The sequence below is a fragment of the Neolewinella aquimaris genome, assembly GCF_014197245.1.
In the GTDB taxonomy this organism is placed as follows: Bacteria; Bacteroidota; Bacteroidia; order Chitinophagales; family Saprospiraceae; genus Neolewinella; species Neolewinella aquimaris.
Window position 1 is genome coordinate 177991 of the sequence record NZ_JACIFF010000002.1, and the last position, 22017, is coordinate 200007.

The 22017-nt window shown below is 56.1% G+C and carries 19 protein-coding genes; 16 read left to right on the plus strand and 3 right to left on the minus strand.

Going from position 1 to position 22017, the window contains the following annotated elements; all coding sequences use genetic code 11:
• Positions 1-67: 67 nt before the first annotated feature.
• The 3 genes from GGR28_RS05315 to GGR28_RS05325 all read left to right on the plus strand — a co-directional run bounded on the left by GGR28_RS05315 (position 68) and on the right by GGR28_RS05325 (position 3403).
• Positions 68-382 carry an HU family DNA-binding protein gene (locus tag GGR28_RS05315; RefSeq protein ID WP_183494705.1) on the plus strand — a complete coding sequence of 105 codons (315 nt, stop codon included), beginning with the start codon at positions 68-70 and terminating at the stop codon, positions 380-382.
• Positions 382-1167 (plus strand): tetratricopeptide repeat protein, encoded by a 786-nt coding sequence (locus GGR28_RS05320; protein ID WP_183494706.1) that lies wholly within the window; start codon positions 382-384, stop codon positions 1165-1167. The genes GGR28_RS05315 and GGR28_RS05320 overlap by 1 nt, the downstream gene beginning before the upstream one ends.
• A 682-nt stretch (positions 1168-1849) precedes the next feature.
• Positions 1850-3403 carry an Rne/Rng family ribonuclease gene (locus tag GGR28_RS05325; protein ID WP_183494707.1) on the plus strand — a complete coding sequence of 518 codons (1554 nt, stop codon included), beginning with the start codon at positions 1850-1852 and terminating at the stop codon, positions 3401-3403.
• Between the two features lie 63 nt (positions 3404-3466).
• Here GGR28_RS05325 and mscL read toward each other — a convergent pair whose 3' ends face one another.
• Together mscL and GGR28_RS05335 are read right to left on the minus strand one after the other, a co-directional pair.
• Positions 3467-3883 carry a large conductance mechanosensitive channel protein MscL gene (mscL, locus tag GGR28_RS05330; RefSeq protein WP_183494708.1) on the minus strand — a complete coding sequence of 139 codons (417 nt, stop codon included), beginning with the start codon at positions 3881-3883 and terminating at the stop codon, positions 3467-3469.
• A gap of 118 nt (positions 3884-4001) precedes the next feature.
• Positions 4002-4433, minus strand: coding sequence for a DUF4293 domain-containing protein (locus GGR28_RS05335; RefSeq protein WP_183494709.1), 432 nt, complete (start codon positions 4431-4433; stop codon positions 4002-4004).
• A 45-nt stretch (positions 4434-4478) separates the two neighbouring features.
• Here GGR28_RS05335 and GGR28_RS05340 point away from each other — a divergent pair, with 45 nt between their 5' ends.
• From GGR28_RS05340 to GGR28_RS05350, 3 genes are read left to right on the plus strand one after another with little or no spacing between them, the layout of a single operon-like run.
• Entirely contained in the window at positions 4479-6479 is a 2001-nt protein-coding gene (locus GGR28_RS05340; protein WP_183494710.1) for a peptidylprolyl isomerase, read from the plus strand.
• A gap of 4 nt (positions 6480-6483) precedes the next feature.
• Entirely contained in the window at positions 6484-7185 is a 702-nt protein-coding gene (gene nfi, locus GGR28_RS05345) for a deoxyribonuclease V (RefSeq protein ID WP_183494711.1), read from the plus strand.
• 30 nt (positions 7186-7215) lie between these two features.
• Positions 7216-8397, plus strand: coding sequence for a M20 metallopeptidase family protein (locus tag GGR28_RS05350; RefSeq protein ID WP_183494712.1), 1182 nt, complete (start codon positions 7216-7218; stop codon positions 8395-8397).
• 88 nt (positions 8398-8485) lie between these two features.
• Here the strand turns inward: GGR28_RS05350 and GGR28_RS05355 are convergent, their stop codons facing one another.
• Positions 8486-12088, minus strand: a complete 3603-nt coding sequence (locus tag GGR28_RS05355; protein WP_183494713.1) for a M4 family metallopeptidase — start codon at positions 12086-12088, stop codon at positions 8486-8488.
• 440 nt (positions 12089-12528) lie between these two features.
• On the opposite strand from GGR28_RS05355, the gene rsmA reads away from it, so the two are divergent.
• The 10 genes from rsmA (at position 12529) to GGR28_RS05405 (ending at position 21398) form a co-directional block, all read left to right on the plus strand.
• A complete protein-coding gene (gene rsmA / locus GGR28_RS05360) occupies positions 12529-13305 on the plus strand; it encodes a 16S rRNA (adenine(1518)-N(6)/adenine(1519)-N(6))-dimethyltransferase RsmA (RefSeq protein ID WP_183494714.1) in 777 nt (258 codons plus the stop codon).
• 179 nt (positions 13306-13484) lie between these two features.
• Complete coding sequence (locus tag GGR28_RS05365; RefSeq protein WP_183494715.1) at positions 13485-13940, plus strand: hypothetical protein; 456 nt, start codon at positions 13485-13487, stop codon at positions 13938-13940.
• 40 nt (positions 13941-13980) lie between these two features.
• The gene (locus GGR28_RS05370; RefSeq protein ID WP_183494716.1) at positions 13981-15141 is read left to right on the plus strand and encodes an HlyD family secretion protein; all 1161 of its coding nucleotides are present in this window, start codon (positions 13981-13983) and stop codon (positions 15139-15141) included.
• A 6-nt stretch (positions 15142-15147) separates the two neighbouring features.
• A complete protein-coding gene (locus tag GGR28_RS05375; RefSeq protein WP_183494717.1) occupies positions 15148-17325 on the plus strand; it encodes a peptidase domain-containing ABC transporter in 2178 nt (725 codons plus the stop codon).
• Between the two features lie 112 nt (positions 17326-17437).
• Positions 17438-17752: a hypothetical protein gene (locus GGR28_RS05380; protein ID WP_183494718.1), complete on the plus strand. Its 315-nt coding sequence runs from the start codon at positions 17438-17440 to the stop codon at positions 17750-17752.
• Positions 17753-18459: 707 nt separating this feature from the next.
• Complete coding sequence (locus GGR28_RS05385; protein WP_183494719.1) at positions 18460-18852, plus strand: CPBP family intramembrane glutamic endopeptidase; 393 nt, start codon at positions 18460-18462, stop codon at positions 18850-18852.
• A gap of 448 nt (positions 18853-19300) precedes the next feature.
• Positions 19301-19456, plus strand: a complete 156-nt coding sequence (locus GGR28_RS05390; protein WP_183494720.1) for a hypothetical protein — start codon at positions 19301-19303, stop codon at positions 19454-19456.
• 621 nt (positions 19457-20077) lie between these two features.
• Positions 20078-20233, plus strand: coding sequence for a hypothetical protein (locus tag GGR28_RS05395; RefSeq protein WP_183494721.1), 156 nt, complete (start codon positions 20078-20080; stop codon positions 20231-20233).
• Between the two features lie 12 nt (positions 20234-20245).
• Positions 20246-20407, plus strand: a complete 162-nt coding sequence (locus GGR28_RS05400) for a hypothetical protein (RefSeq protein WP_183494722.1) — start codon at positions 20246-20248, stop codon at positions 20405-20407.
• Positions 20408-21224: 817 nt separating this feature from the next.
• The gene (locus GGR28_RS05405) at positions 21225-21398 is read left to right on the plus strand and encodes a hypothetical protein (RefSeq protein ID WP_183494723.1); all 174 of its coding nucleotides are present in this window, start codon (positions 21225-21227) and stop codon (positions 21396-21398) included.
• The last annotated feature ends 619 nt before the right edge of the window (positions 21399-22017 follow it).

Below are 22017 nucleotides of genomic sequence, written 5' to 3' on the forward strand. Positions count from 1 at the left end.
TATTCCGGTAAAAAGTGGATATTTGCGACGCTTTTGAAAATCCCCAAGCGGAGACAAAAAATAGATAATGAGAAAAGCTGATTTAGTTGCAAATATTGCCGACAAGACAGGTATAGCAAAGGTCGACGTACTGGTCAGCCTGGAAAGTTTCTTCAAGGAAGTCAAGGGAAGCCTGGCCGAAGGAGAGAATGTGTACATCCGCGGATTCGGATCCTTCATCGTAAAGAAGCGCGCCAAGAAAATCGGTCGCCACATTCAGGAAAACAAGGCCATCGAGATCCCCGAGCACTTTATCCCCGCCTTCAAGCCAGCCAAAATATTCGTAGAGCAGGTTAAGGACAAGGTCGCTAACCTGCCCGATGACGAAAGCGACCTCGATTAATGCGTAAATCACAGTGGATCGCGGCCGCGGCGGCCTTCCTGCTGGTCCTGGTCACCTACTGGGGATGCCCCGTCCGTCCGCCTGAATTTGACGAAGGCTTCAATCGGGGTCCGGTGTCGGCCACCGGTGTACAATCGCTCATCCGCGAAGCCCACACCGAACTGACCCCCGCCCAGAAAGCCACGCTGGCCACCCTGGAGGAAAGACTCGAATCCCAAGAGGAGGACAGCGCCCGGGTCGACCTGTTGCAACAGCTGGCCGGCGAGTGGTACAAGGCGGGAAAGCCCTCGATTTCGGGCGCTTACGCGGCACGCATCGCCGAGATCGAGAACTCGGAGCAAGCGTGGAGCATCACCGCCACCACCTTTAGTCTATGCCTTAAGCAGGAGGGAATTGACGATAAGACCCGCCAGTTCTGTGCCAGTCAGGCCGAGCAAGCCTACCAGGCCGCGATCAGCCTGAACCCGAACAACCCCGAAACGCGCATCAACCTGGCAGTCACCTATACCGATAACCCGCCGCCCGACAATCCCATGAAGGGCATTCTGATGTTGCGCGAAATCGAACAGCAGTATCCCGACAACCCTAAGGTGTACATCACCCTGGCCCAGTTGGCCCTCAAGACCAACCAGATCGAACGTGCCGCCGAGCGATTGGCGACGGCCGACCGGCTGGATCCGGACAACCCCGACGTCGTCTGCCCCCTGGCCAAAGTGTACGAGAACCTGGGACGAGCCGGTGAGGCCGATATTTACGCTCGAAAGTGTGCGGCATTGCTGCAGTGACCAAATATTATTGCAATTCTGCGTATCTTTGCACCCGCGTCCCCGGCAACTGCCCCAACGAATGCACAACCAATTCCACTCGTGATTTGTATTTAATCATGAGTTCTCTATATTATCACCCTTTTTTAATCATTTAAACGACATAATATGCCGTGTGGAAAAAAGCGGAAGCGTCATAAGATTGCTACCCACAAACGGAAGAAGCGCCTGCGCAAGAACCGTCACAAGAAGAAGAATCGCTAGTCTAACTAGCAACATACCATATACGACCGGGGTGTTCTTTGGAGCATCTCGGTCGTGACCGGTGTTGTGCGACCTTCGCTCCTGCTGTTGCGCTATCCTTTTTCGAGATACATGCGTCGTGTCCTTCCCTAGCGAAGCCCTTCGCCGACCGTCCCTTACTTCTACGGCCCCCTTTCCGTGCCGCATCGACTACAACACGATATCGATGCAGCCGCCAAGAAACTTTCCGCCACCTGCCGTGATGCTCACGTGCGGCGGACTTTATCCAGCCGAACCCTAGACGTAGTTCTACTCTCGCTATTATTAGCACGACCACGCAGGTAGGCCTTTTTGCCACAGCGGTTCCGGGTATGCCTTAAGTTAATGGATGCACCATGCATCCCCCCGCCAGCGATTAGCTACGGGGGGTATTTGTGTATCTACCCAACCCTGTACGACAGTGGAAAAAGAAATGATCGTCTCCAGCACGGGCAAAGAAGTAGAAGTTGCCCTGCTCGAAGACGGAAAACTGGTGGAAATTCACCGACAGCGGTCTACCGATCAATTTACCGTAGGAGATGTATTTCTCGGACGCGTCAAGCGAGTAACCGCCCCCCTCAACGCAGCCTTCGTCGATATCGGCCACAAGAAGGATGCCTTCCTACACTACACCGACCTCGGTCCCAAGATCCGGACGCTGCAGACTTATGCCGACAGCGCCATCAAGGGAAAGCTTCCCAATCACCAACTGGAGAAAGTGAAGTACGAGCCGGAGATCGTAAAGACCGGCAAGATCGACGAGGTAATCTCTAAAAAGCAGGTTCTCCTGACCCAGGTGCTCAAGGAGCCCATCAGCACCAAGGGACCGCGACTCAGCTGTGAGATCACCATCCCCGGTCGCTACCTCGTGATCACCCCGTTCAGCGAGACGGTCGCCGTCTCGAAAAAGATCAGCACCAGTGAGGAACGCAAGCGACTGCAACTCCTGGTCGAAAGCATCCGTCCCACTAACTTCGGCGTGATCGTCCGTACCGCCGCTGAGGGCAAGGGCGTAGGCGAGCTGCTCGAGGAGATCAACAACCTGGTGGCCAAGTGGAAGACCATCGTCGAGAGTGCTAAGGGTGCCACCCCCCCGGCCAAGTTGCTGAGCGAGGTCGATAAAACCACCGGCCTGCTCCGCGATCTGCTCACCCCCGATTTCACCAAAATCGTGGTCGACGACAAGGATCTTTACGAAACCATCAAGGATTACGTAAAGGACATCGCCAAGGATCGACCCAACCTCGTGCAACTGCACAAGGCCAGCCGGCCCGTATTCGACGCCCACGGCGTGACCAAACAGATCAAGAGCAGCTTCGGCAAGACCGCCACCATGCCCAGTGGTGCCTACATCGTGATCGAGCATACGGAAGCGATGCACACCATCGACGTAAACAGCGGCAACAAGATGCCGAGCCAGAACCAGGCGGAAGCCGTCCTGAAGATCAACCTGGAGGCGGCCGAGGAGATCGCCCGCCAGATGCGACTGCGCGACATCGGCGGCATCATCGTCATTGACTTTATCGACATGCGCGACGCGGAGCACCGCAAGAAGCTTGCCTCCACCATGCGCAACGCCATGAAGAACGACCGGGCCCAGCACACCGTACTGCCCCTCAGCAAGTTCGGCCTGATGCAGATTACCCGACAACGGGTCCGCCCGGAAGTGAAGATCACCACCGCCGAGAAGTGTCCGACCTGTAACGGCACCGGAAAGGTGAATGCGACCATCCTGCTTACGGACGAGATCGAGCGCGACCTGAACTTCATCATGGAGGCCCGGCCGAAGGCCAAGCTGAAACTGAAGGTGCACCCCTACATTTCCGCCTTCCTCAAACGCGGGCTCCCCAGCGCGCAGATGAAGTGGTACATGAAGCACTACCGGTGGCTGGACATTCAGTCCGACAACGATTTTCCCATCACCACCTTCAAGTTTTACGACAGCAAGGACGACGAGATCAAACTACAGAATTAAAACCATAAAAAAGATGGAGCGAAGGGTACCCTTCGCTCCATCTCTTTTATACCGCTACCCGGCTCAGGGGCGGCGAATGAGCTCGTCGCGGATTTGCAGGAGAATATCTTTTTCGGTTGGTCCCTTATCGACTACGGGTTCCGGTGCCTTGGGCTTGGCCGTCATCCGGTTGTAGCTACGGACGACGAGGAAAATCACAAAGGCAATGATCAGGAAGTTGATCACGGTCTGAATAAATTGTCCGTAGCGAATGGCGGCACCTTCTTCAATTACGTTTCCGTCTGCGTCGGTTACCGTTTCGGAGAGGGGAATTTCTAACTCCGAAAAGTCCACCCCGCCGAGGAGTTGACCGATGGGCGGCATGATGACGTCGTTGGTAAACGAGGTGACGACGGCCCCGAAGGCTCCGGCGATGATCACTGCCGTAGCCAGTTCGAGGACGTTGCCCTTCATAATGAAGGCCTTGAATTCTTTAAACATAGTCGGGTGGTTGTGCGTCAGCCGCGCCGACGCGAATGAGCGTGTTGGTACACCCAAGATACTTTAGAGTTCCTATTATGTATATCGGCCCACTTGAAAATTTCCCGGGTTGCGCCGCTTACCTAAGCCGGTCGGCGCTACGCACCAGCTTTTCGTCCTTGGTGATATAGCGGCCGGCCAGTCCGGCAAACAGGATCGCGAGCAGGGGCAGTGCTACCCCGGGCTCGACTTCCGCCTGCGTAGCCGCAGCGTCGTTGTACCACAACAGTACGCCGTAAGCGGCGTAGGCAACCGTCAGAATGATGGCCACCGTACACATCGTGCGCTGTAGCCGGCGGTTTCCGAAGAGGAAGATCGCTACGAGGGTCAGCAAGCCCACCGCTGCGGCACCACCGATCAGCAGGGGACTATCGAACACGGTCAGGTGAGCATCTTCGAACACCTGGCTGCTCGGTACGGGCCCGGCCGTCTCGGCAACGTCGGTAGCAAACAGAGCAAAGGTGCAGATCGCGGCCAGCGCGAGAAAGACAGATTGGATGCGTTGGATCATCTTAATTTCATTTGGGCCGCAAAGGTAGGATATTACCTTTACCCTATGCCCCTCCGCGTCCTGCCCGTCCTCCTGTCGCTCATCAGCCTCACCGCCTGCATTCCTCCCGGGAATGAGTCGACTGCTCCCGACGTACCGATCGACCTGGCCGACCCGCTCACGCAACGCATCTACGACCTCCAGAACGAGCGAAATTTCGACAGCCTACTGGTCTATTTAGCTGACGAAAGACCCACGGTGCGTTATCTGGCCGCCCGCGCCTTCGGAAGTTTCCCAACGCTTGATGCGCGGGTTCTGGATTCCCTACTGTCGGTCCTTAACGATCCCTCGCCCGCCGTCCGAACCCAGGCAGCCTATGCCCTGGGGCAGTCCGGTGAGAAATCCGTGGTCACGCGCCTCGTCGCATCGTTCGATCCCTCCGGCAAGCAACCCCAGTTCAATGCGGCCGTACTGCAGGCGGCGGGCAAGCTCGCAGATGCCGAAACCGCCCGTAACCTGGCAAGCATTTCAACCTACACCGCCGAGGACACCACCCTGATGGCCGGACGCGCCTGGGCCATCTACTACGCCGCGCTCGGGGGAAACCGCTCACCTCAGTCCGATGCGGAAATGCTCGAGTTGGTCACCGATGCAAGCCTGGCGCGGGAGATCAGATATCCCGCTGCATTTTACCTCTACCGCATCGATTTTCCGGTCGATTCGTTGCGGGAACCTGACCTACGAGCGGCCCTCCGAAGAACGAAAGATCCGGTCCTGGCGATGGGGTTGATCCGTACGCTGGGTCGCAGCGGTCTGGGTCCGGCGCGGGTAGCCCTCCTGCGCAGACTGGAGCAGCGTGGCGACTGGCGGGAACGGGTCGAAGTGATCCGGGCCTTTGCCGGCTACGACTACGCCGCCGTCAGGGAATCAGTCATCGAAGCCCTGCGCGATCCCCATCCCCTGGTTGCCCTGACGGCAGCCGATTTCCTGCTCGCCCACGGCATCGAAGCAGATGCCCCGTTGTACCTGCAACTCGCAGAAGACCCACTGCCCAATCCGGTACTCATCCGCCTCTACCGGGCCGCCAATCGGCACCTGTCCCCTTACCTAACCGACTACCGCGAACGCATCGTCGGTGAATTGCGCAACGTACACGATACCTCGACCGAGCCCTACGAACGTGCGGACGTGCTGCGCGCGCTGAGCGAGTCTCCCTGGATGTTTCGCGTCATCTATACCTATTTCGGTGCGACCGATTCACCCGTGGAGCGAACGGCCGCCGCGGAAGCCCTCCAGCTGATCAGCGGACGGCAAGATTTTGAAGCAGTTTTTCGGGCAAGCAGCGGGCGGGTACGCGGGGAGCTGTCCGAATACTTTAAAGCAATGATCACGACCCGGGAAGAAGGTCCGGCCTACCACAGCGCACAGGCACTAGTCGAGCAGACTGAAGCGTACCGTGCGGCATACGCTACCCTGAGCTGGCTAGATAGCGCCCTGCTTTCCTTTGAGCTTCCCCGACAACTGGAAACTTACCGGGAAGTAAGCAAAGCCGCCAGTGCCCTGAATGGCGACAACCTACCGGCGGCTTCTGCACCACCCACAGCGGTACGCGCGATCGACTGGGATCTCCTCGCCGGGGCCGCGGAGAAGCAGGCGGTCATCACAACGGCGGAAGGCGAAATCGTGCTCGAACTGTATCCGGAGGCTGCTCCGGCGACGGTAAGTAGTTTTCTCGAACTGATCGGCCGGGGCTACTACGACGGAAGGGCGTTTCACCGGGTGGTTCCCAACTTCGTCGCGCAGGGAGGGGGGCCCCGGGGCGATGGATTCGGATCCGAAGATTTTATCGTACGCACCGAAACGCCCATGCTGCACTGGGACCGCGTGGGGCTGGTCGGTATGGCCAGCGCCGGAAAAGATACCGAAGGGGTCCAGTTTTTCATCACCCACTCCCCCACCCCCCACCTCGACGGCAAGTACACCATCTTCGCTGGGGTGATCGAGGGACAGGAGGTCGTCGACCGTCTCGTACCGGGAAGCAAGATCATCCGTATAACCACCCGCTAACGCCATGTCCGATCAACCACCGGCCACCCCGTCCGCCGTCCACGACTGGAACCTCGATCCAACGGCGGCGGTGCAGCTGCAGAAAGCATTAAGGGAACGCATCGCCCTTACCCCCCTGGCAAAGTCCGTGCGACTCATCGGGGGAGCGGACATTTCCTTCAATATGTATTCCGATATCTTTCACGCCGCGATCGTCGTGCTGGACTACCGGAGCATGGAGGTGGTAGATAGCGCCTACTTTACCCAGACCGTCACCTTCCCCTACATTCCCGGGCTGCTTTCCTTTCGGGAGATCCCCACCCTGCTGCGGGCGTGGGAGAAGTTGGAGCAAAAGCCGGACGTGGTGATGGTCGACGGCCACGGCATCGCCCACCCGCGTAGGATGGGTATCGCAACCCACTTCGGTCTGGTCACCGGCGTGCCGACCCTGGGTTGCGCCAAAAAAATCCTGACCGGTAAGTACCGGGAGCCGGGCACGGAGCGCGGCGAAGCGAGTCCGATCCTGGACGGGCACGAAACCATCGGGTACGCCCTGCGGTCGAAGCGGAACGTCAAGCCAATTTTCGTTTCCCCCGGACACCTGCTGGACCTGGAGGGCGCGCTGGAGATCGCGAGGCACTGCGTCCTGAAGCACAAATTACCGGAACCCACGCGGCTGGCTCACCTGATGGTCAATGATTACCGCAGGTCCGCAAATGCCGGGTGAGCGGCCCGGAACCTAGTATCTTTGCTCCTTATGAACGAACGCAGCACCCGCGTCCGCGCCCTTGCCGAAGAAGCAGCGGAAGCCACCCTCGCCGACCGGCGCCACCTGCACGCCAACCCCGAACTTAGTTTCGAGGAGCATGACACCGTGGCCTACGTGGCGGCCAGGCTCGACGAGATGGGCGTTCCCCACCGCCGGGTCGCGGGTACCGGGCTCATCGCCGAAGTTCAGGGGGGTGCCGGGCCTACCGTTGCCCTGCGCGCCGATATGGATGCCCTGCCCATACAGGAAGCAAACACCGTACCCTATCGCTCCCGGAAGGAAGGCGTGATGCACGCCTGCGGCCACGATGTCCATACGGCTTCTCTGCTCGGAGCGGCGCGTATCCTGCAGCAATCGCGTAAGGATCTTAGGGGGACGGCCCGTTTACTCTTTCAGCCCGGCGAAGAAAAATTACCCGGCGGCGCGACCCTGATGATCCGGGATGGTGCCCTCGAGGATCCGGTGCCGTCGGCGATCTTCGGCCAGCACGTACACCCGCCCCTGGCTGCCGGCAGCGTAGGATTTCGGCCCGGAATCTACATGGCCAGTACCGACGAACTCTATCTGACCGTTCGCGGGCGTGGCGGGCACGGGGCGATGCCCCACCAGGCGGTCGACCCCATCGTGATTACGGCCCAGGTGATCACTGCCCTCCAGCAGTTGGTGAGCCGGGAAACCGATCCTACCCTGCCGGTGGTGCTTACCTTCGGCAGGATCGCCAGCGAGGGCGGGGCCACCAACGTGATTCCCAATACCGTAAGACTCGAGGGCACCCTACGGACCCTCGACGAAACCTGGAGAAAGGAACTGCACCTCCGGCTGCGGCGCACGGCCGAGGGTATCGCGGCAGCTCTCGGTGGTTCGGCGGAGCTCGAAATCGGCCACGGCTACCCCTTTTTGAAGAACGACGAGGCACTCACCCGCTGGGCAAGAGACGAAGCACGAATTCTGCTGGGAGAAGATCGCGTGGTGGATCTTCCAATTCGGATGACGGGGGAAGATTTTGCCTTTTATTCCCATCACCTGCCGGCCTGTTTTTACCGGTTGGGAGTCAGGGGGGCGCCCCACGGGGGAAGTCCGGTGCATACCGACACTTTCGACGTCGATGAAAGCTGCCTGCTGACGGGCTCCACCCTGATGGCCTGGCTGACGTTGCGGCGATTGAGCTAAGTAGCTATCACCCATAAAATAAAAGCCCGCTCCCCCGGGTAATGGGAAAGCGGGCGGTCACTTTCATTTCGAGAACGCTATAAACAACTTACTGCTTTACAATTCGGTGCTCGGTGCGGGTACCGTCGGCGAGTTCAAGACGGAGCAGGTAGGCTCCGGCGGGAAGCGTGGCGGTTTCAATCTTAGCCCGTACACCGCTGAAGGTTTTCGATACGAGGAGCTGTCCGGTTAGGGCGAAGATCCGTGCGGTTCCTCCCTCGCTGTTCGGCGCGACTACCTCAAACTGGGTCGTGAAGGGGTTGGGGTAGACACTCAGTGCCGAAGCTTCCTTCGTCTGCTTGCCCTCCCGCAAGAAGGGCAGACTGGCATCCGGTGTTCCGATCGAGAAGTAATCACCGTCCGACTGGAGGTAGGCGATCACCTCGACTCCGCCGTCTATTTCCTCTACGTAAGTCAACCTGGCTTCCGCTGGCTTGCTGTTGGGCGAGCACACGTAAGACTTCGAGGTGTAGACCCGCAATTCATTGCGACTGTGGCCGCTTGAATTCTCGAAGCCTTCAATTTCGGCGTCCGTGAGGTAGAATCGAACGGTAATGGGGCTGTTCGGACGGAAGTACCTGGAGGTGATCCGGTACGTCTTGTCCATGAATACGCCACCGGAGCAGCGGTTCTTACCGGTACCCTCCGTAAGAATTTCTACCGTGGTGCAGCCGAAGTAATGATTGCTGCGGCTCTCGTATGCCGCCAGGACCTCCGAACCATCGGGGGAGGTGAAGTAGGAGGTGGCGTTGCCGTAAACGGTGCTGCGGTCGGAAGATACTTTGGTAGCGATGCGCGGGTGTTCGGCCGTGACACGAACGTTCTCAAAGCTGAAGCTGTAGGCCGTACTCACCAGACCGTCGTTGCGCCAGCGCCAGCCGAGGTAGAAGCGGGTACCCTGCAGGAAGTCGGGCAATGCGTTGGCAAAATTGCCCGTAGTGGGTACGCCGGCAGGACCGACGAAGGGGTCGAAGGTGGGGAAGTCGGTCCAGGTTTCTCCGTCGAATGAGTAGGCCAGGTTGCCGTAATCAAAGGGAACCGCTACCGGGCTGGTACCGACGACGTCCGTAGGCACATCGGTCTCACCGCCGGCTTTCCAGTCGAAGCTGAGCTTGATCTGGTGCAGGCCGCGGGCGTCAAGCATGGGAGAGGAGAGCAGGATGTCGTCGCCGATCTGATCGTTGCCATCGTAGGTTGGCGTCGGGGCAATGTTACCAAGCAAGGAGGGGCTGACCACCGCTCCGTGAATCGGGGATGCGAACCAGCCGTTCGGGCCGTTATCGGAGAAGGAGGTTGCACTCCAGCCGCTGGGCAAACCGGAAGACCGCATATTGTTTTCAAGCAGCACCGCGGTACCGTTGCCGACGGTAAGTGGCACGTCGTCGTCGAGGATGGTCAACTTGTGCGTCGTACCGTGCCCGAGGCTGATGATGATGGTCTCATCCGCTTCGGCGATCCCGTCGGAATAGATTTTGAACTTGAAGTTATGGACGCCGAATCCGTTAGGACCGGTTTTGTAGGCGGCATTGTACAGGTAGTAATCCACTCCCTCGGTAGCCGTTCCGGCGAGACTGGCTTTCCCGTTTCCGGTAACGGCTGCCTCGACGTACACGAATTTGGCGCCGGTGCATCCGTTGTCGTCCTCAACGCGCTCACTTACGAAAGTCGTTGGAGTAGTGAAGGCGGCAACCTGGGCGCAATCGAAGGCGTCGCCGACACCAACACCGTACCAGGCGTTGGTAACCTGCTCTTCGTAGTTGCCGCACTTTCCGCCACCCGCTTCGCTCATGCTGCGGGCAAAGGCGATGGATGCCGCGCGGGCCTCCGTGAAGGTCGCATTCGGGGTAAGCAGCAGCTCGGTTCCGTAGGCGATGCGTTCGGACACCTCAAACCCAAGACCGCTCACGCTGTAGTTGTTCCCAAGGTCGTTGGTACCGTTTTCACCGGCGGTAAGCAGGAAGAACCACTTGTTCAGTACGCCCGAGTTGGTGTGCACGCCACACTGGTCGTTGGCCAGGTTGGGGCTGCAGTCGGGATTTTTCCAGAAGGCACCTCCGTAAGTATCGGGGTCGCCGGCACGTCCGGGCTCATCCATGTAGCGCAGGGCCACCCAGCCGTCGGCGGGGTACTGGACGCCACCGTCTCGTTCGTCGATCTGCTCACCGATGCCGAAAGGGGCCATGATGTCCGATAAGGTCGGATCAACGGCGCGGATGACGTAAGCTTCGATGGCCGCGCCCCAGATGTCGCTGAAGCCTTCGTTCATGGCACCGGATTCCTTTGCGTAGACCAGGTCGGCGGTGTTGCTGCAAATGGCGTGGCCGATCTCGTGGCCGCAGACGTCGAGGCTCATCAGGGGAGCGAAAGAGCCGTCGGGATTCAATCCACCCTGGTAGCTCCCGTCACCGTACGTCATCGCCGTGCCGTTCCAGAAGGCGTTGTCGTAGGCGACGCCGTAGTGGAGGAAGCTTTTGATGGCGATGTCGTTGTCGTCGTAGCTCCGTCGACCGTGAACCTTCAGCCAGTAATCGTATACCATCTGGGTACCCCAGTGGGCGTCCCAGGCGATGTCGTCGTTTTCCGCCTCATTGCTTCCGCCGCGCTTGTGCTCGGTCAGGCTCCAATCGAGGTTATCGTCGGTGAACGCCTTGCCCTGGGCATAGATCGCGGGCAGGGAAAGCGGCAGGCCGCCCTGACCATTGAGGTCGTAGGTCTCCAGACCTTTACCGCGGGTATCGTCACGCAGTACATACAGCGGTGCGGTTGCGGGTAGATTGGTCCGGCTATCCAGCAGGGGCAAATTGTTGTGGGGGTCCGTGAGGCCCGCCTGCCGATCTACCATGATTTCGCGGCTGCCGGCGTAGCGGGTCTGGACCGTAATCGGCTGGGAGGCATGCTTGATAATGGCATCGCGCAACATCACCTTGCCGGTGTGGGCATTGATGTAGATCCAGGCACGACTAAGGGGGTCGTTGGCGTAGATGTTGAACTTCCAGGCCAGGTCCGGATCGGTGGCTTCCGTGTCGTAATCGTCGACGATCACGAGCTCACCGCCGGGGCGAACGGCCTCCACTTCCTGTGCTACGTGAGCGAGGAAATCGGCGGACCAGGCCAGGCGAACGTAATTTTCCTCAATGAATTCCCAGGCGTACTGCCGGGCACCGACGTAGTCCAGGGCACGCTGCAGGGCCTGATCGCGGCTGAGGGTCGGTTGAATCTTCAGCGCTGGATCCACTTCGTAGTGTTCGCTGCTGACCAGTTGCAGCCCTTCGTCGTTGTAGACGGCATTGTACCGGCCGTGCTCGACCTTAATGCCGCGGTAGTACTGACGGTAACGCTCCACCTTCAGGCCGGAGCCTTCGCGGGTGGTGTGTTCGAGTTGGGGGGTGACTTGCTGGTCGGGCAGGTGGTACAGCTCATTCAGGACGTCGGTCGTAGGTCGTGATTGTGCCTGCTGGCGAACGGCGGGGGATAATTCGATCAGTGTCGGAGTGCCACGTTCCGGGCTGATGGTGAGTTCGGTGACATCCGAACGTTGATCGAGGGTGGTATAACGGGCTGAGGTTGTAGGGTTTTGGGCGGTTAGTGAGGTTGAGAGAACGGAGCACATACACAGAATGAGGGCTCCCGTAAAGGGTAAACGTCTTTGCATTGTTGTTGGTGGGTTAGGTAAAGCTAAATGACTGTACGTATCTCCGACCTACCCATGGGGTAAGGCGGGTGGTTGTACGTATTGTTGATACGACAAGTATATGAAGACGGATTTCCCTGTATCTACACACATTGCGCGATTCCGCCATTTGGCCCGCAAAGAAATGGCAATCATGTACCTACACCAAACGAAACAGATGCAAAAGCAACTTCGCCAAAAATCATGCGGTAACCGAGTGTACACTAGGGTTTAGCTCCGATCATTCTTGTGGTGCGGGAGCATTTCGCGCCGGCCCGACAATTGCAATCAGCAGCCAAAAACTTTTTTACCTTTTTCCGAATAATATCGACAGGCGCCCATCATTTATCGTCCAACGTCGAATCACCGCCCCCGGCTCCTGCCCTTGCGTTGGAAGCTGCTTCGCTCGTACCTTCACCCCCATGCGCGCCAAAAAATCCTACGGACAACACTTCCTCACCAACGAGCATTACGCCCGGCAGATCGCGGAGGCGCTGGAGCTGACGGATCAGTACGATGAAGTACTGGAGGTCGGGCCGGGACAGGGCATGCTCACCAAGCACCTGCTGGACCGTAGCGATGCCTTCCACCTCAAGGTAGCCGAGGCGGACCGTGATATGATCAGCTACCTCCATACGCACTACCCGCAACTAAGTGAGGACATTCTGGAGGGTGACTTCCTAAAGCTCGATCTCGCCAGGGTTTTCGGCGGGCGGCCCTTCGGTCTGGTGGGTAACTTCCCCTATAACATCTCCAGCCAGATCCTCATCAAGCTGCTCGACAATTACCGCCTAATCCCGGAAATGGTGGGCATGTTCCAGAAGGAAGTGGCCGATCGGGTCATCATCGGCGCCGGAACTAAAGTCTACGGCGTGATCGGCGTGCTGGTGCAGGTGCGGTACGAACCGATGCTGTGCTTCAATGTGAGCCGGGGCAATTTCGCTCCGCCGCCGCGGGTGGAGAGTGCCGTGATCCGCCTGGTTCGCCGCCCCGTCCCCCTAATTGCCGACGAACACTACGGACAGTTCAAGCACGTCGTTAAATCAGCCTTCGGACAGCGGCGCAAAATGCTGCGCAATAGCCTAAAGTCCGTATTCCCGCCGGAAGTACTGGCGGCCGAGGAGATTTTTCGCCGCCGCCCGGAGCACGTAACCGTGGAGGATTTCGTAGCACTGGCCGAGCGGGCGGCGGGGGTGTAAGCGTTGCATTTTACACAACCATCTGTATATCAGTTTATTACGCAAATTTAAGAGACGAAACTACCCTGATTTTGCCGGAACGCGGGCCGGTAAACTGTCCTTTTTTACCCGACTGGGCCGCCTGATCTTTGGCTTATTGAAGGGAGGAAACTTCATTTCCCCTTCCAAAAAGTCAAGCCATGCTCTCCGTAATTTCCCCCTACGCCACCTATCTACGTCACTGCCGGAGTGGGATCAGCGTGGAGGTACGACTGGGCTCTCCGGAGTCCCCGAATTGCAGCGGACTCGGTATTTGCGGTATAGAGCCTGAATCCGTCCTATCCACTACTTCACAAAGTAATGGGGTGAGGGGCTACCTACGGATCGATCCACCGACCGGTCGATTGCTGATCCACTTTACCAACGAAAGCCTCGGGGAGGAGATCCGGCAAAAGCACTTCCCCCCCGCCGGATTTTCGTTAGGGCATGAAGTCCAGCTTCCGAACTGGCTGGTTGCCGCCCTCCGGTTGCCCGCAGGCCGTCACCGGATCGAGGCAGGCTCCTACCCCACGCTTGACGACGGCACCTTTACTACCCTCTCCGTTCGGATCTCCGCAGCGGACGAATGCCAATATACCCTGCGCCTCGCGGCCTGATTTTCGCTGCACCCGCGCACCCGCCCAAAATACTTGCACTATGAACTCCGAAGCGCCCCGGCTCTTCCCCTTCCCGCTCGTGGAGGGAAACATCGAAGGCCTGCACGCCCGTTTTTCCCGGACCGGCAGCCTGATCTACCTTACTGTCGTGATTGGCATCTTGGTGACCGCCGCCGCCCTGCCCCTCATTGAGGTCGAAGTCAACAGCCAGAGCCGGGGCATCCTGCGCCCGGCTCTGAAACTCGCCCCCGTCGTAAGTCCCGTCAGCGGCAACGTTACTTTGGCACGACTGCGGGAAAACGCAGCGATCTGTGCCGGCGATACCCTACTCACCATCAGCACCGCAGAACTGGGCACCGAAGCCGATCACCTGCGCCGACAGCTTACGGAGCGCCGCGAAGCCATTACCGACCTGCGTCGGCTTACCGGGACCGACGAACAGGAATACCCTACCCTACTCACCGCCGGCTACCAGCGCGACTACCGCGATTTCCGCCGCCGCAGCGACGAAGCACTCCTGAAACTCGAACACGCCCGCCGGCACCTGCAACGACAGGAACAACTCATGGAAACCGGCTCCGTCGCCCGCATGGACCTCGAGCAGGCCGCCTACGAAGTAACGCTGCTGGAAGGACAGTGCCGGCAGCTGACTACGCGACAGCAGCACGTGTGGACCCAAGAACTGATTCGCGTCAAGCGTGAGAATGCCGATCTCCACCGGCAACTGGAACAACTGCAGGAGCGGGCGCGGCAGTACGTAGTGACGGCACCGGTGGACGGCCACCTGACCCAGACCGGGGGGGTGCAGGTCGGAGCCTTCGCCAGCGCCGGTCAGACCCTGGCGCAAATTTCCCCCGACGGTGCGTTGCGGGTGGAGGCTTACGTGAGTCCGTCCGACATCGGATTGCTGCGGGTAGGTCTGCCCGTCCGGCTGCAGCTCGATGCCTTCAACTACAACCAGTGGGGACTGGCCCGCGCCACCCTTACTGAGATCGGAACCGACGTGACCGAAGTAGAGGGAAGTGCTGCCTTTCTGGTCACCTGTACGCTACACGATAAGGCCCTGCAACTCAAGAACGGCTACGTCGGCACCCTGCGCAAAGGCATGACGCTGACGGCCCACTTCACCCTCACCCGACGGTCGCTCTTCCAACTGCTGCACGACAAGCTGGACGACTGGTTCAATCCCACCTACAACTAAGCTGCCATGAAGAAGACGATCAAACAACACGACATCACCGACTGCGGCGCGGCCTGCCTGGCCAGCATCGGAGCCCACTACCGGCTGGGGCTGCCCATCGCCCGGATTCGTCAACTGGCGAGTACCGACCAGAAGGGAACCAATCTGCTGGGCATGATCCAGGCGGCCGAAAAGCTCGGCTTCAGCTGTAAGGGCGTACGCGCCGAAGAGGAAGCACTGCGGACAGAGGCGGAGTTCCCCGCCGTAGCGCACGTGATCGTCAATAAGCGGCTGCACCACTTCGTGGTGGTGTACAAAGTGACCGACAAGTACGTACAGGTCATGGACCCCGGCAGCGGGCGCATGGAGAAACGCAGCTGGGAGCAGTGGCGGGAAGAGTGGACGGGCGTACTGCTGCTCATCGCTCCGGGGGAGGACTTCCAGGCGGGGAACAAAAAAGTCTCCACGGCGGCCCGCTTTCGGGCCCTGCTGCAGCCGCACCGGAGCACGCTGGTTCAGGCATTGTTCGGTGCCATCGTGTATACCGTGCTGGGACTGAGCACCTCGATCTACCTGCAAAAGATTACCGACTTCGTGTTGATCAATCGCAATACGCGCTTGCTGAACCTACTCAGTCTGACCATGGTAGGCATTCTGCTCGTATCGATCTTCATCGGTGTTGCGAAGTCGGTGATGGTGATGCGGTCGGGCCAGCTCATTGACGCGCGATTGATTCTGGGCTACTACAAACACCTGCTGCGGCTGCCCCAACGCTTCTTCGATACTATGCGCACGGGCGAGATCATTTCCCGCATCGGGGATGCCGTGAAGATCCGGGCCTTCATCAACGACGTGGCCATCAACCTGCTCGTGAACGTCTTCATCGTCCTGTTCAGTTTCGGACTGATGTTCACCTACTACTGGAAGCTGGCGCTGGTGCTGCTGATTGTCGTCCCCTGCTACGTTGCCATTTACTGGATCACCAACCGACTGAACCGCAGTCGGGAACGGGAACTCATGGAGCGCTCGGCCGACCTAGAAAGCCAGCTCGTAGAAAGCGTCAACGCCGTGCGCACCATCAAGCAACTCGGACTGGAGGAGCACGCCAACCTGAAGACCGAGAGCCGCTTCGTGAAACTGCTGCAAACGACCTACCGCTCGGGCATCAACTCCATCTTTTCGGGCAATGCCTCGGAACTCGTGAGCCGCCTGTTTACCATCATCCTGCTCTGGGTGGGCAGTTACTACGTCATCGAGGGGGCCATCTCCCCCGGCGAACTGCTCGGCTTCTACGCCCTGATCGGCTACTTCACCGGACCGGCCAAGGGCCTCATCGGCATGAATAAGACTATACAAAACGCCCTGATCGCGGCGGATCGACTATTCGAAATCATAGACCTGGAAAGTGAGGAAGAGGACATCGAACTGATGGACCTTAAGCGCGAAATGATCGGAGATGTACGCTTCCGTGGCCTAAGTTTTAGCTACGGTTCCCGAAAGAACGTGTTTACGGATTTTAACCTGACCATCCCTGCCGGCCAAATAACCGGGCTGGTAGGGGAAAGCGGGTCGGGGAAGTCCACCCTCGCCTCCCTTCTGCAAAAATTGTATCCGCTATCCGGTGGGAAAATCGTTATCGGAGATGCCGACCTTACTTACGTCAGCAACCGGAGCCTGCGCGCACGCATCGGTGTTGTTCCCCAGGAACTGAGTCTCTTTGCCGGTAACCTCATCGAGAACATCGCGGTCGGTGATTACACCCCCGATATGCAGCGCATCCTTGCGATCTGCAAGGAGCTCGGCCTGCTTTCCTTCATCGAATCGCTGCCGAACGGCTTTGCCACCTACGTCGGCGAGCACGGCACCAACCTGAGCGGCGGACAGAAGCAACGCCTCGCCATTGCCCGTGCATTATACCGGGACCCGGACATCCTGATCCTCGACGAGGCCACTTCCGCCCTGGACAGCGCCAGCGAGCAATTCGTACAGGACACCATTAACCACCTGCGCGCCGCGGGCAAAACCATCATCGTCATCGCCCACCGCCTGAGCACCATCATGGACGCCGACAAGATTGTCGTGCTACAGGACGGGGCACTCATCGAAGAAGGCTCCCACGAAGACCTGATCTCCGCCGACGGCAAGTACCGGGAACTGTGGAACAAGCAATTTCCCAGCCGCGTCGTCCGTCGACTGGCGGCATAGCAGCGGGCGGGGTCGCAGGTGCGAGGTATTTCAGGAAAAGCAATCCAGCCTCCGGCCACGTCCCGTCAACTATACCATTCCATTCACGAGACACCCATAAAAACAACTGAATATGTCACTATCCAAACATCTCGACCGTCTGCATAAAATGCACCGCCTCATCAAATTTCAGCGAACCGGCACGCCGGAGGAGTTCGCCGTTCGCCTCGGCATCTCGAGAAGCATGCTGTACCGCTTGATCGGAGAACTGAAGGCCATGGATGCCCCTATCTATTTCTGCGTACGGCGGCAGAGCTATACCTACTCCGAGAGCGTGGAGCTGCAATTGGGATTTAAGCGCACAAACCCAGCCGTTTTACGCGATGCAGCTGGTGGGGCAACCTGTATACCCCTCATGGGAAAGGCCGCATCCATTCACCGGTCTTAATCACACATCCCATGAAACACACACAACAGTTACTACCCTACGGCGACCAGTTTGTCGGTCACGCGGTGAGCAAATCCACCGGAAGTCCGTGTGGTACCTGGCTATCCGATGCCGGCGCCAGTATCCCTACACCGATTAACTGCCGTCAAGCCGTCCCCCCGCTCGATTACAAGCGGTAAACCTAATGCCGGCCATCCACTACGGTGGCAAGAAAAAAACGAAACACTAAATCACGCTATGTCTACTTCTCTGTTTATTCGATCCAGCCTCCGGACGGGAATCTACCTCTTGACACTAGGCTTTGTTGCCGGCCTACTATATGGCTTCGGCGAGCACCTCGGTCATCATTTCGGGCACTGGTATTACGGTACGCCTCACGTAGAAACCGGGGTAGCGTGCAATTGACAACCCCGCAGAACCCACCATCCGTCCGTCGCCGGGCGGGTAGTGAGATTACTTCCACGCGCCGCCGATCTCGCCTACTTACCGATCTAACGTGGGTGGGTGCCGCCTGCCTCCTGGCTGTATGTTGGGGTATGGTGTGCGACTACGTTTTTAGCAGGTTCACACCATCCCCTTCCCTGAGATTTTACCGGGCGATATTCTTTCAGCTGGTTGGTATCGGGAGTACCTGCAGCGCCTGGCTCCTGCTCGATCGTTCGGCCCACCTCGGGTGGTCGTGGCGGTGGACGTACCTACAAAAGGTGGTGAAGTACTACTGTGTTACGATGGTCGGTCTGTTCGGAATTTGCTACCTCTTTCCTCAACTCCTGGGCGGCTCGTCCGGCATGGATGTGCAGACGTTACGGGAATTCCCTACGCTTGCCTTTATATCGATATGCGTACTTGCTCCCACCTTAGAGGAGCTACTGTTTCGGGGGTTGATCCTGGATCGGTTGCGCCGCAGCATTCCGGTATACCTGAGCATCGTACTCTCAGCCGCCATATTCGCGCTGATGCACGGTTTACGGGCGAGCCTATTTCCAATATTCACCCTTGGAATCGCACTGGGTTATCTGTACCACCGCTACGATAGCCTGTACGCCTGTATTCTGTTCCACTTTATCGTAAATACGATATGGTATCTAATTAGTCGGTAGGCTGCGCAAGTCTGCGATACAATCAGCAGCATCTTGCGGTGGGTGTAGCGTGACGTACGGCAACTTTGCTCCATACGAATTCGGTAGAACGCTATCGATTCACTTCACGAAAAAGCAGCGGATATACTTCAGTATTGGGCGATATATATTTCTGTAAAATCCGCCGACCAATAATTTTTTTTGAATCACCCAAAACTTTAACACTATTCCACCCACAGTAGAGTGGCGCACTGCAACTTTGCAGTATTCAAAATCGGTAGAACGCTATCGGTTTAATTCAGAAAAAATCGGCCGCTTTACTTTGATAAAGTGCGATGCATATTTTTCGCACAATTGCCCGGCCGATATATTTTTGAATTACCCAAAACTTTAACATTATTCCACCCATAGTAGAGTGACGCAGTGCAACTTTGCAGTATCACCTCACGGAAAACAACAATCATTTATCGTGAATCATAACGAAATATACCCAGACGAATTCGAAGAACCTGACTTCGACCTCCCTCACCTCCCCCTCCACTGGAACGAGAACCTCAGTCTCGAAGAATACCTGGAGCGAATGGAGCGCAAACGGAACAAGCAACATAAATCATCACAACTCTAAATTCATACCATTATGCAATCAATCAACGACACAACTACCCTACAAGAACTGACCGGCGGCGGCGTTCGGGGCTTTATGATCAGCTGTTATTTTCCGGTGCTGGAGCCGCGGGTTAAGCAATTTTTTGTTCCACGAAGTCGAGTGGAACGTAGGGTTACGGAGCTGGAGGTCAGCGTAATGTTTTAAGGGTACACACCTTCAAGCAAGCAGTTGTATCGATATTGAATTGACCGGAGCTTTAAAAGCCATTTTATTACTGACTATTTAATCTATACCTAATGAAGAATCTTGCATTTCTCGAATGCCAGTCCGTTCAAGGCGGAACTACAGGCAGCCCATTTTGGGACATCCTTTACAAGATAGAGGAAATTACGGGTCTTGATTTACCTACTCCTGATGATTACAAAATTAATTAATCCAATAATACACAACACGATGAAATCACTATTGAACGAGGATTATCAAATAATTTTTGGTGGCGCTCAAGAAAGAGAACTTCCTTATTGTAGTGGAGAAAGCTGGGGCCACGCAGTCCGAAACTATCTCAGCGAGTTCTTTGCGAACTTAGGGAGAGTTAAGATATACATGTAGTTATATATTTTTTCACTAAAATTAATTCTGATGAAAAATTTGAGTATTAAAGAGGTAGAACAGATTGATGGTGGCTTCTTGCAAGTTGTTTGGAAGGCGTTCACAGCCGCAGCAACTTTCGTCCTTGGAAAAGGAGTGTTAGAAACCGTCGAAGACGGGTGGACCGACCCTTATGGTATAGACTAAAAACAATTTCCTATGAAAACTATTAAAATTCCCGAACTGCAGCTTATTTTTGGTGGCAGTAACAATGAAGGTGACTGGGTTGATAGCGTGCAGGCAACACTTAGAAATGTTGGTCGCTTCGCCCGGGGTTTTTTTAACGGCCTCTTTGGAAATCACAACAGTCATTGTGCCTGACGACACGTAACTTAAGGGCCTCATGTACAGGTAGGTAGATGTACCCCCCCCCACTGGCATGAGGCCCTCTTCTACAAAATTGCAATGAAATACGTATACTGTTTTCTCCTCTGTATTGTCCTTCCATCGTTGGTATATATTATTTCCGCGACAGTTATGGAACATATATTTCACATGGATGACTTAGAGAACGTTCAGACCATTTCTTCAGGTGCTGCAATGGTAACTTTACTTGCAATACTGCTATATTATTATGTATACACTTGATAATCAAGAACTAGGTGATAATGTGCGTATATAGATAATTTGTCGCTTTATAGCTTGGTGCTTGTCATGGCTTATCGACCATCCTTAGAAACGGAAAGGGTCAGGTCAGAACATGCGGACCCAGTACGAGAAGGGCACTAGTTACCTTGCATCGCGAATACTGCAAAGCACATTTAGCATTAATCACACACTGCTCTTACTTTGATCAAGCAGTATTTCTATGATATCATTATTGGAACAAATCTCCAAACGTGCCCATCCCGCTGGAAGCTTTACATTATTCATTTCACTACTGTACTTCCAAGTACTGAAGGACTTCAATGAAAGGGAAAAGCGCAAAACCAAGATTTCGGAAGGCTCAAACTTTTTTAATGTTGCACACTCGCGTCAACTACTATAAGCTAACATCCTAACTGTAGGTCGACTACAGTTTAAATAAAATAACGCAAAAAAATTATGAAGTCATAACATCTGATTCACTTTCGGTCACCGGTGTGTTGGATAATACCGTATATTACTAGTGTGACACTTACTATAAAAACTATATATAATGAAAGAATTAAACGTGACGAACAATGCCAAAATCAATGGAGGCCTTGTAATATTTCCATCTATATTTCTCGTCAAATCAATTTGTAAATACTTTGGCCTTCACGAAAACAGAGGGACAAGCAGCGGCGAAGTGGGCGGTGGCACCGGTGGAGGCGGGGCTGGTGGATGGTAACATTACACCTATCAAAAATGCCAAATCTTCATTGATTCGAAAATATAGCGAGTAGTTTCGTTAAGCGTAATAGACTCCTTTCTCCAAAACCTTGATACGATCGGACCGTCCCTACTGGACACATTGGCGTACATAGGTTTGTTTTGCGTCTTCATCTGCTCTGTACGTACAAAAACAGATTAAGTGTGCCAGCCCAAAGCTAATACTTTTCCGAATTATGAATAGATATCTTCCATATATCTTGGTAGTACTTGTATTCACCGTTATGTATCTGGTAATTTATTTCCCAGAAATTGTCAAAAACGCGCACGATTTTAGAAATATTTATATATATCTGATTCTAATTTTGCTGTGCTCGGCCGGGATCAAACTAACTCAATCAAGTAGGGAAGGATAGGAATGTGTTTTAAATTACGGGACTAGTAATCTTGGGAGACTGCCAGGGCGGAATACAAGGTCGAGCCCTTCCAGAGCGAACCTTAAACGCGGGGCAATACAGGGTCGGCTTAGAAAGCCTCAACCTTGGTATATTCTGGGGCAATACAGGGTCGGCTTAGAAACCCTCATCCTTGGTATATTCTAACTTGAAGGTTGACCTCCTAGGTTGAGCCCTTCTAGG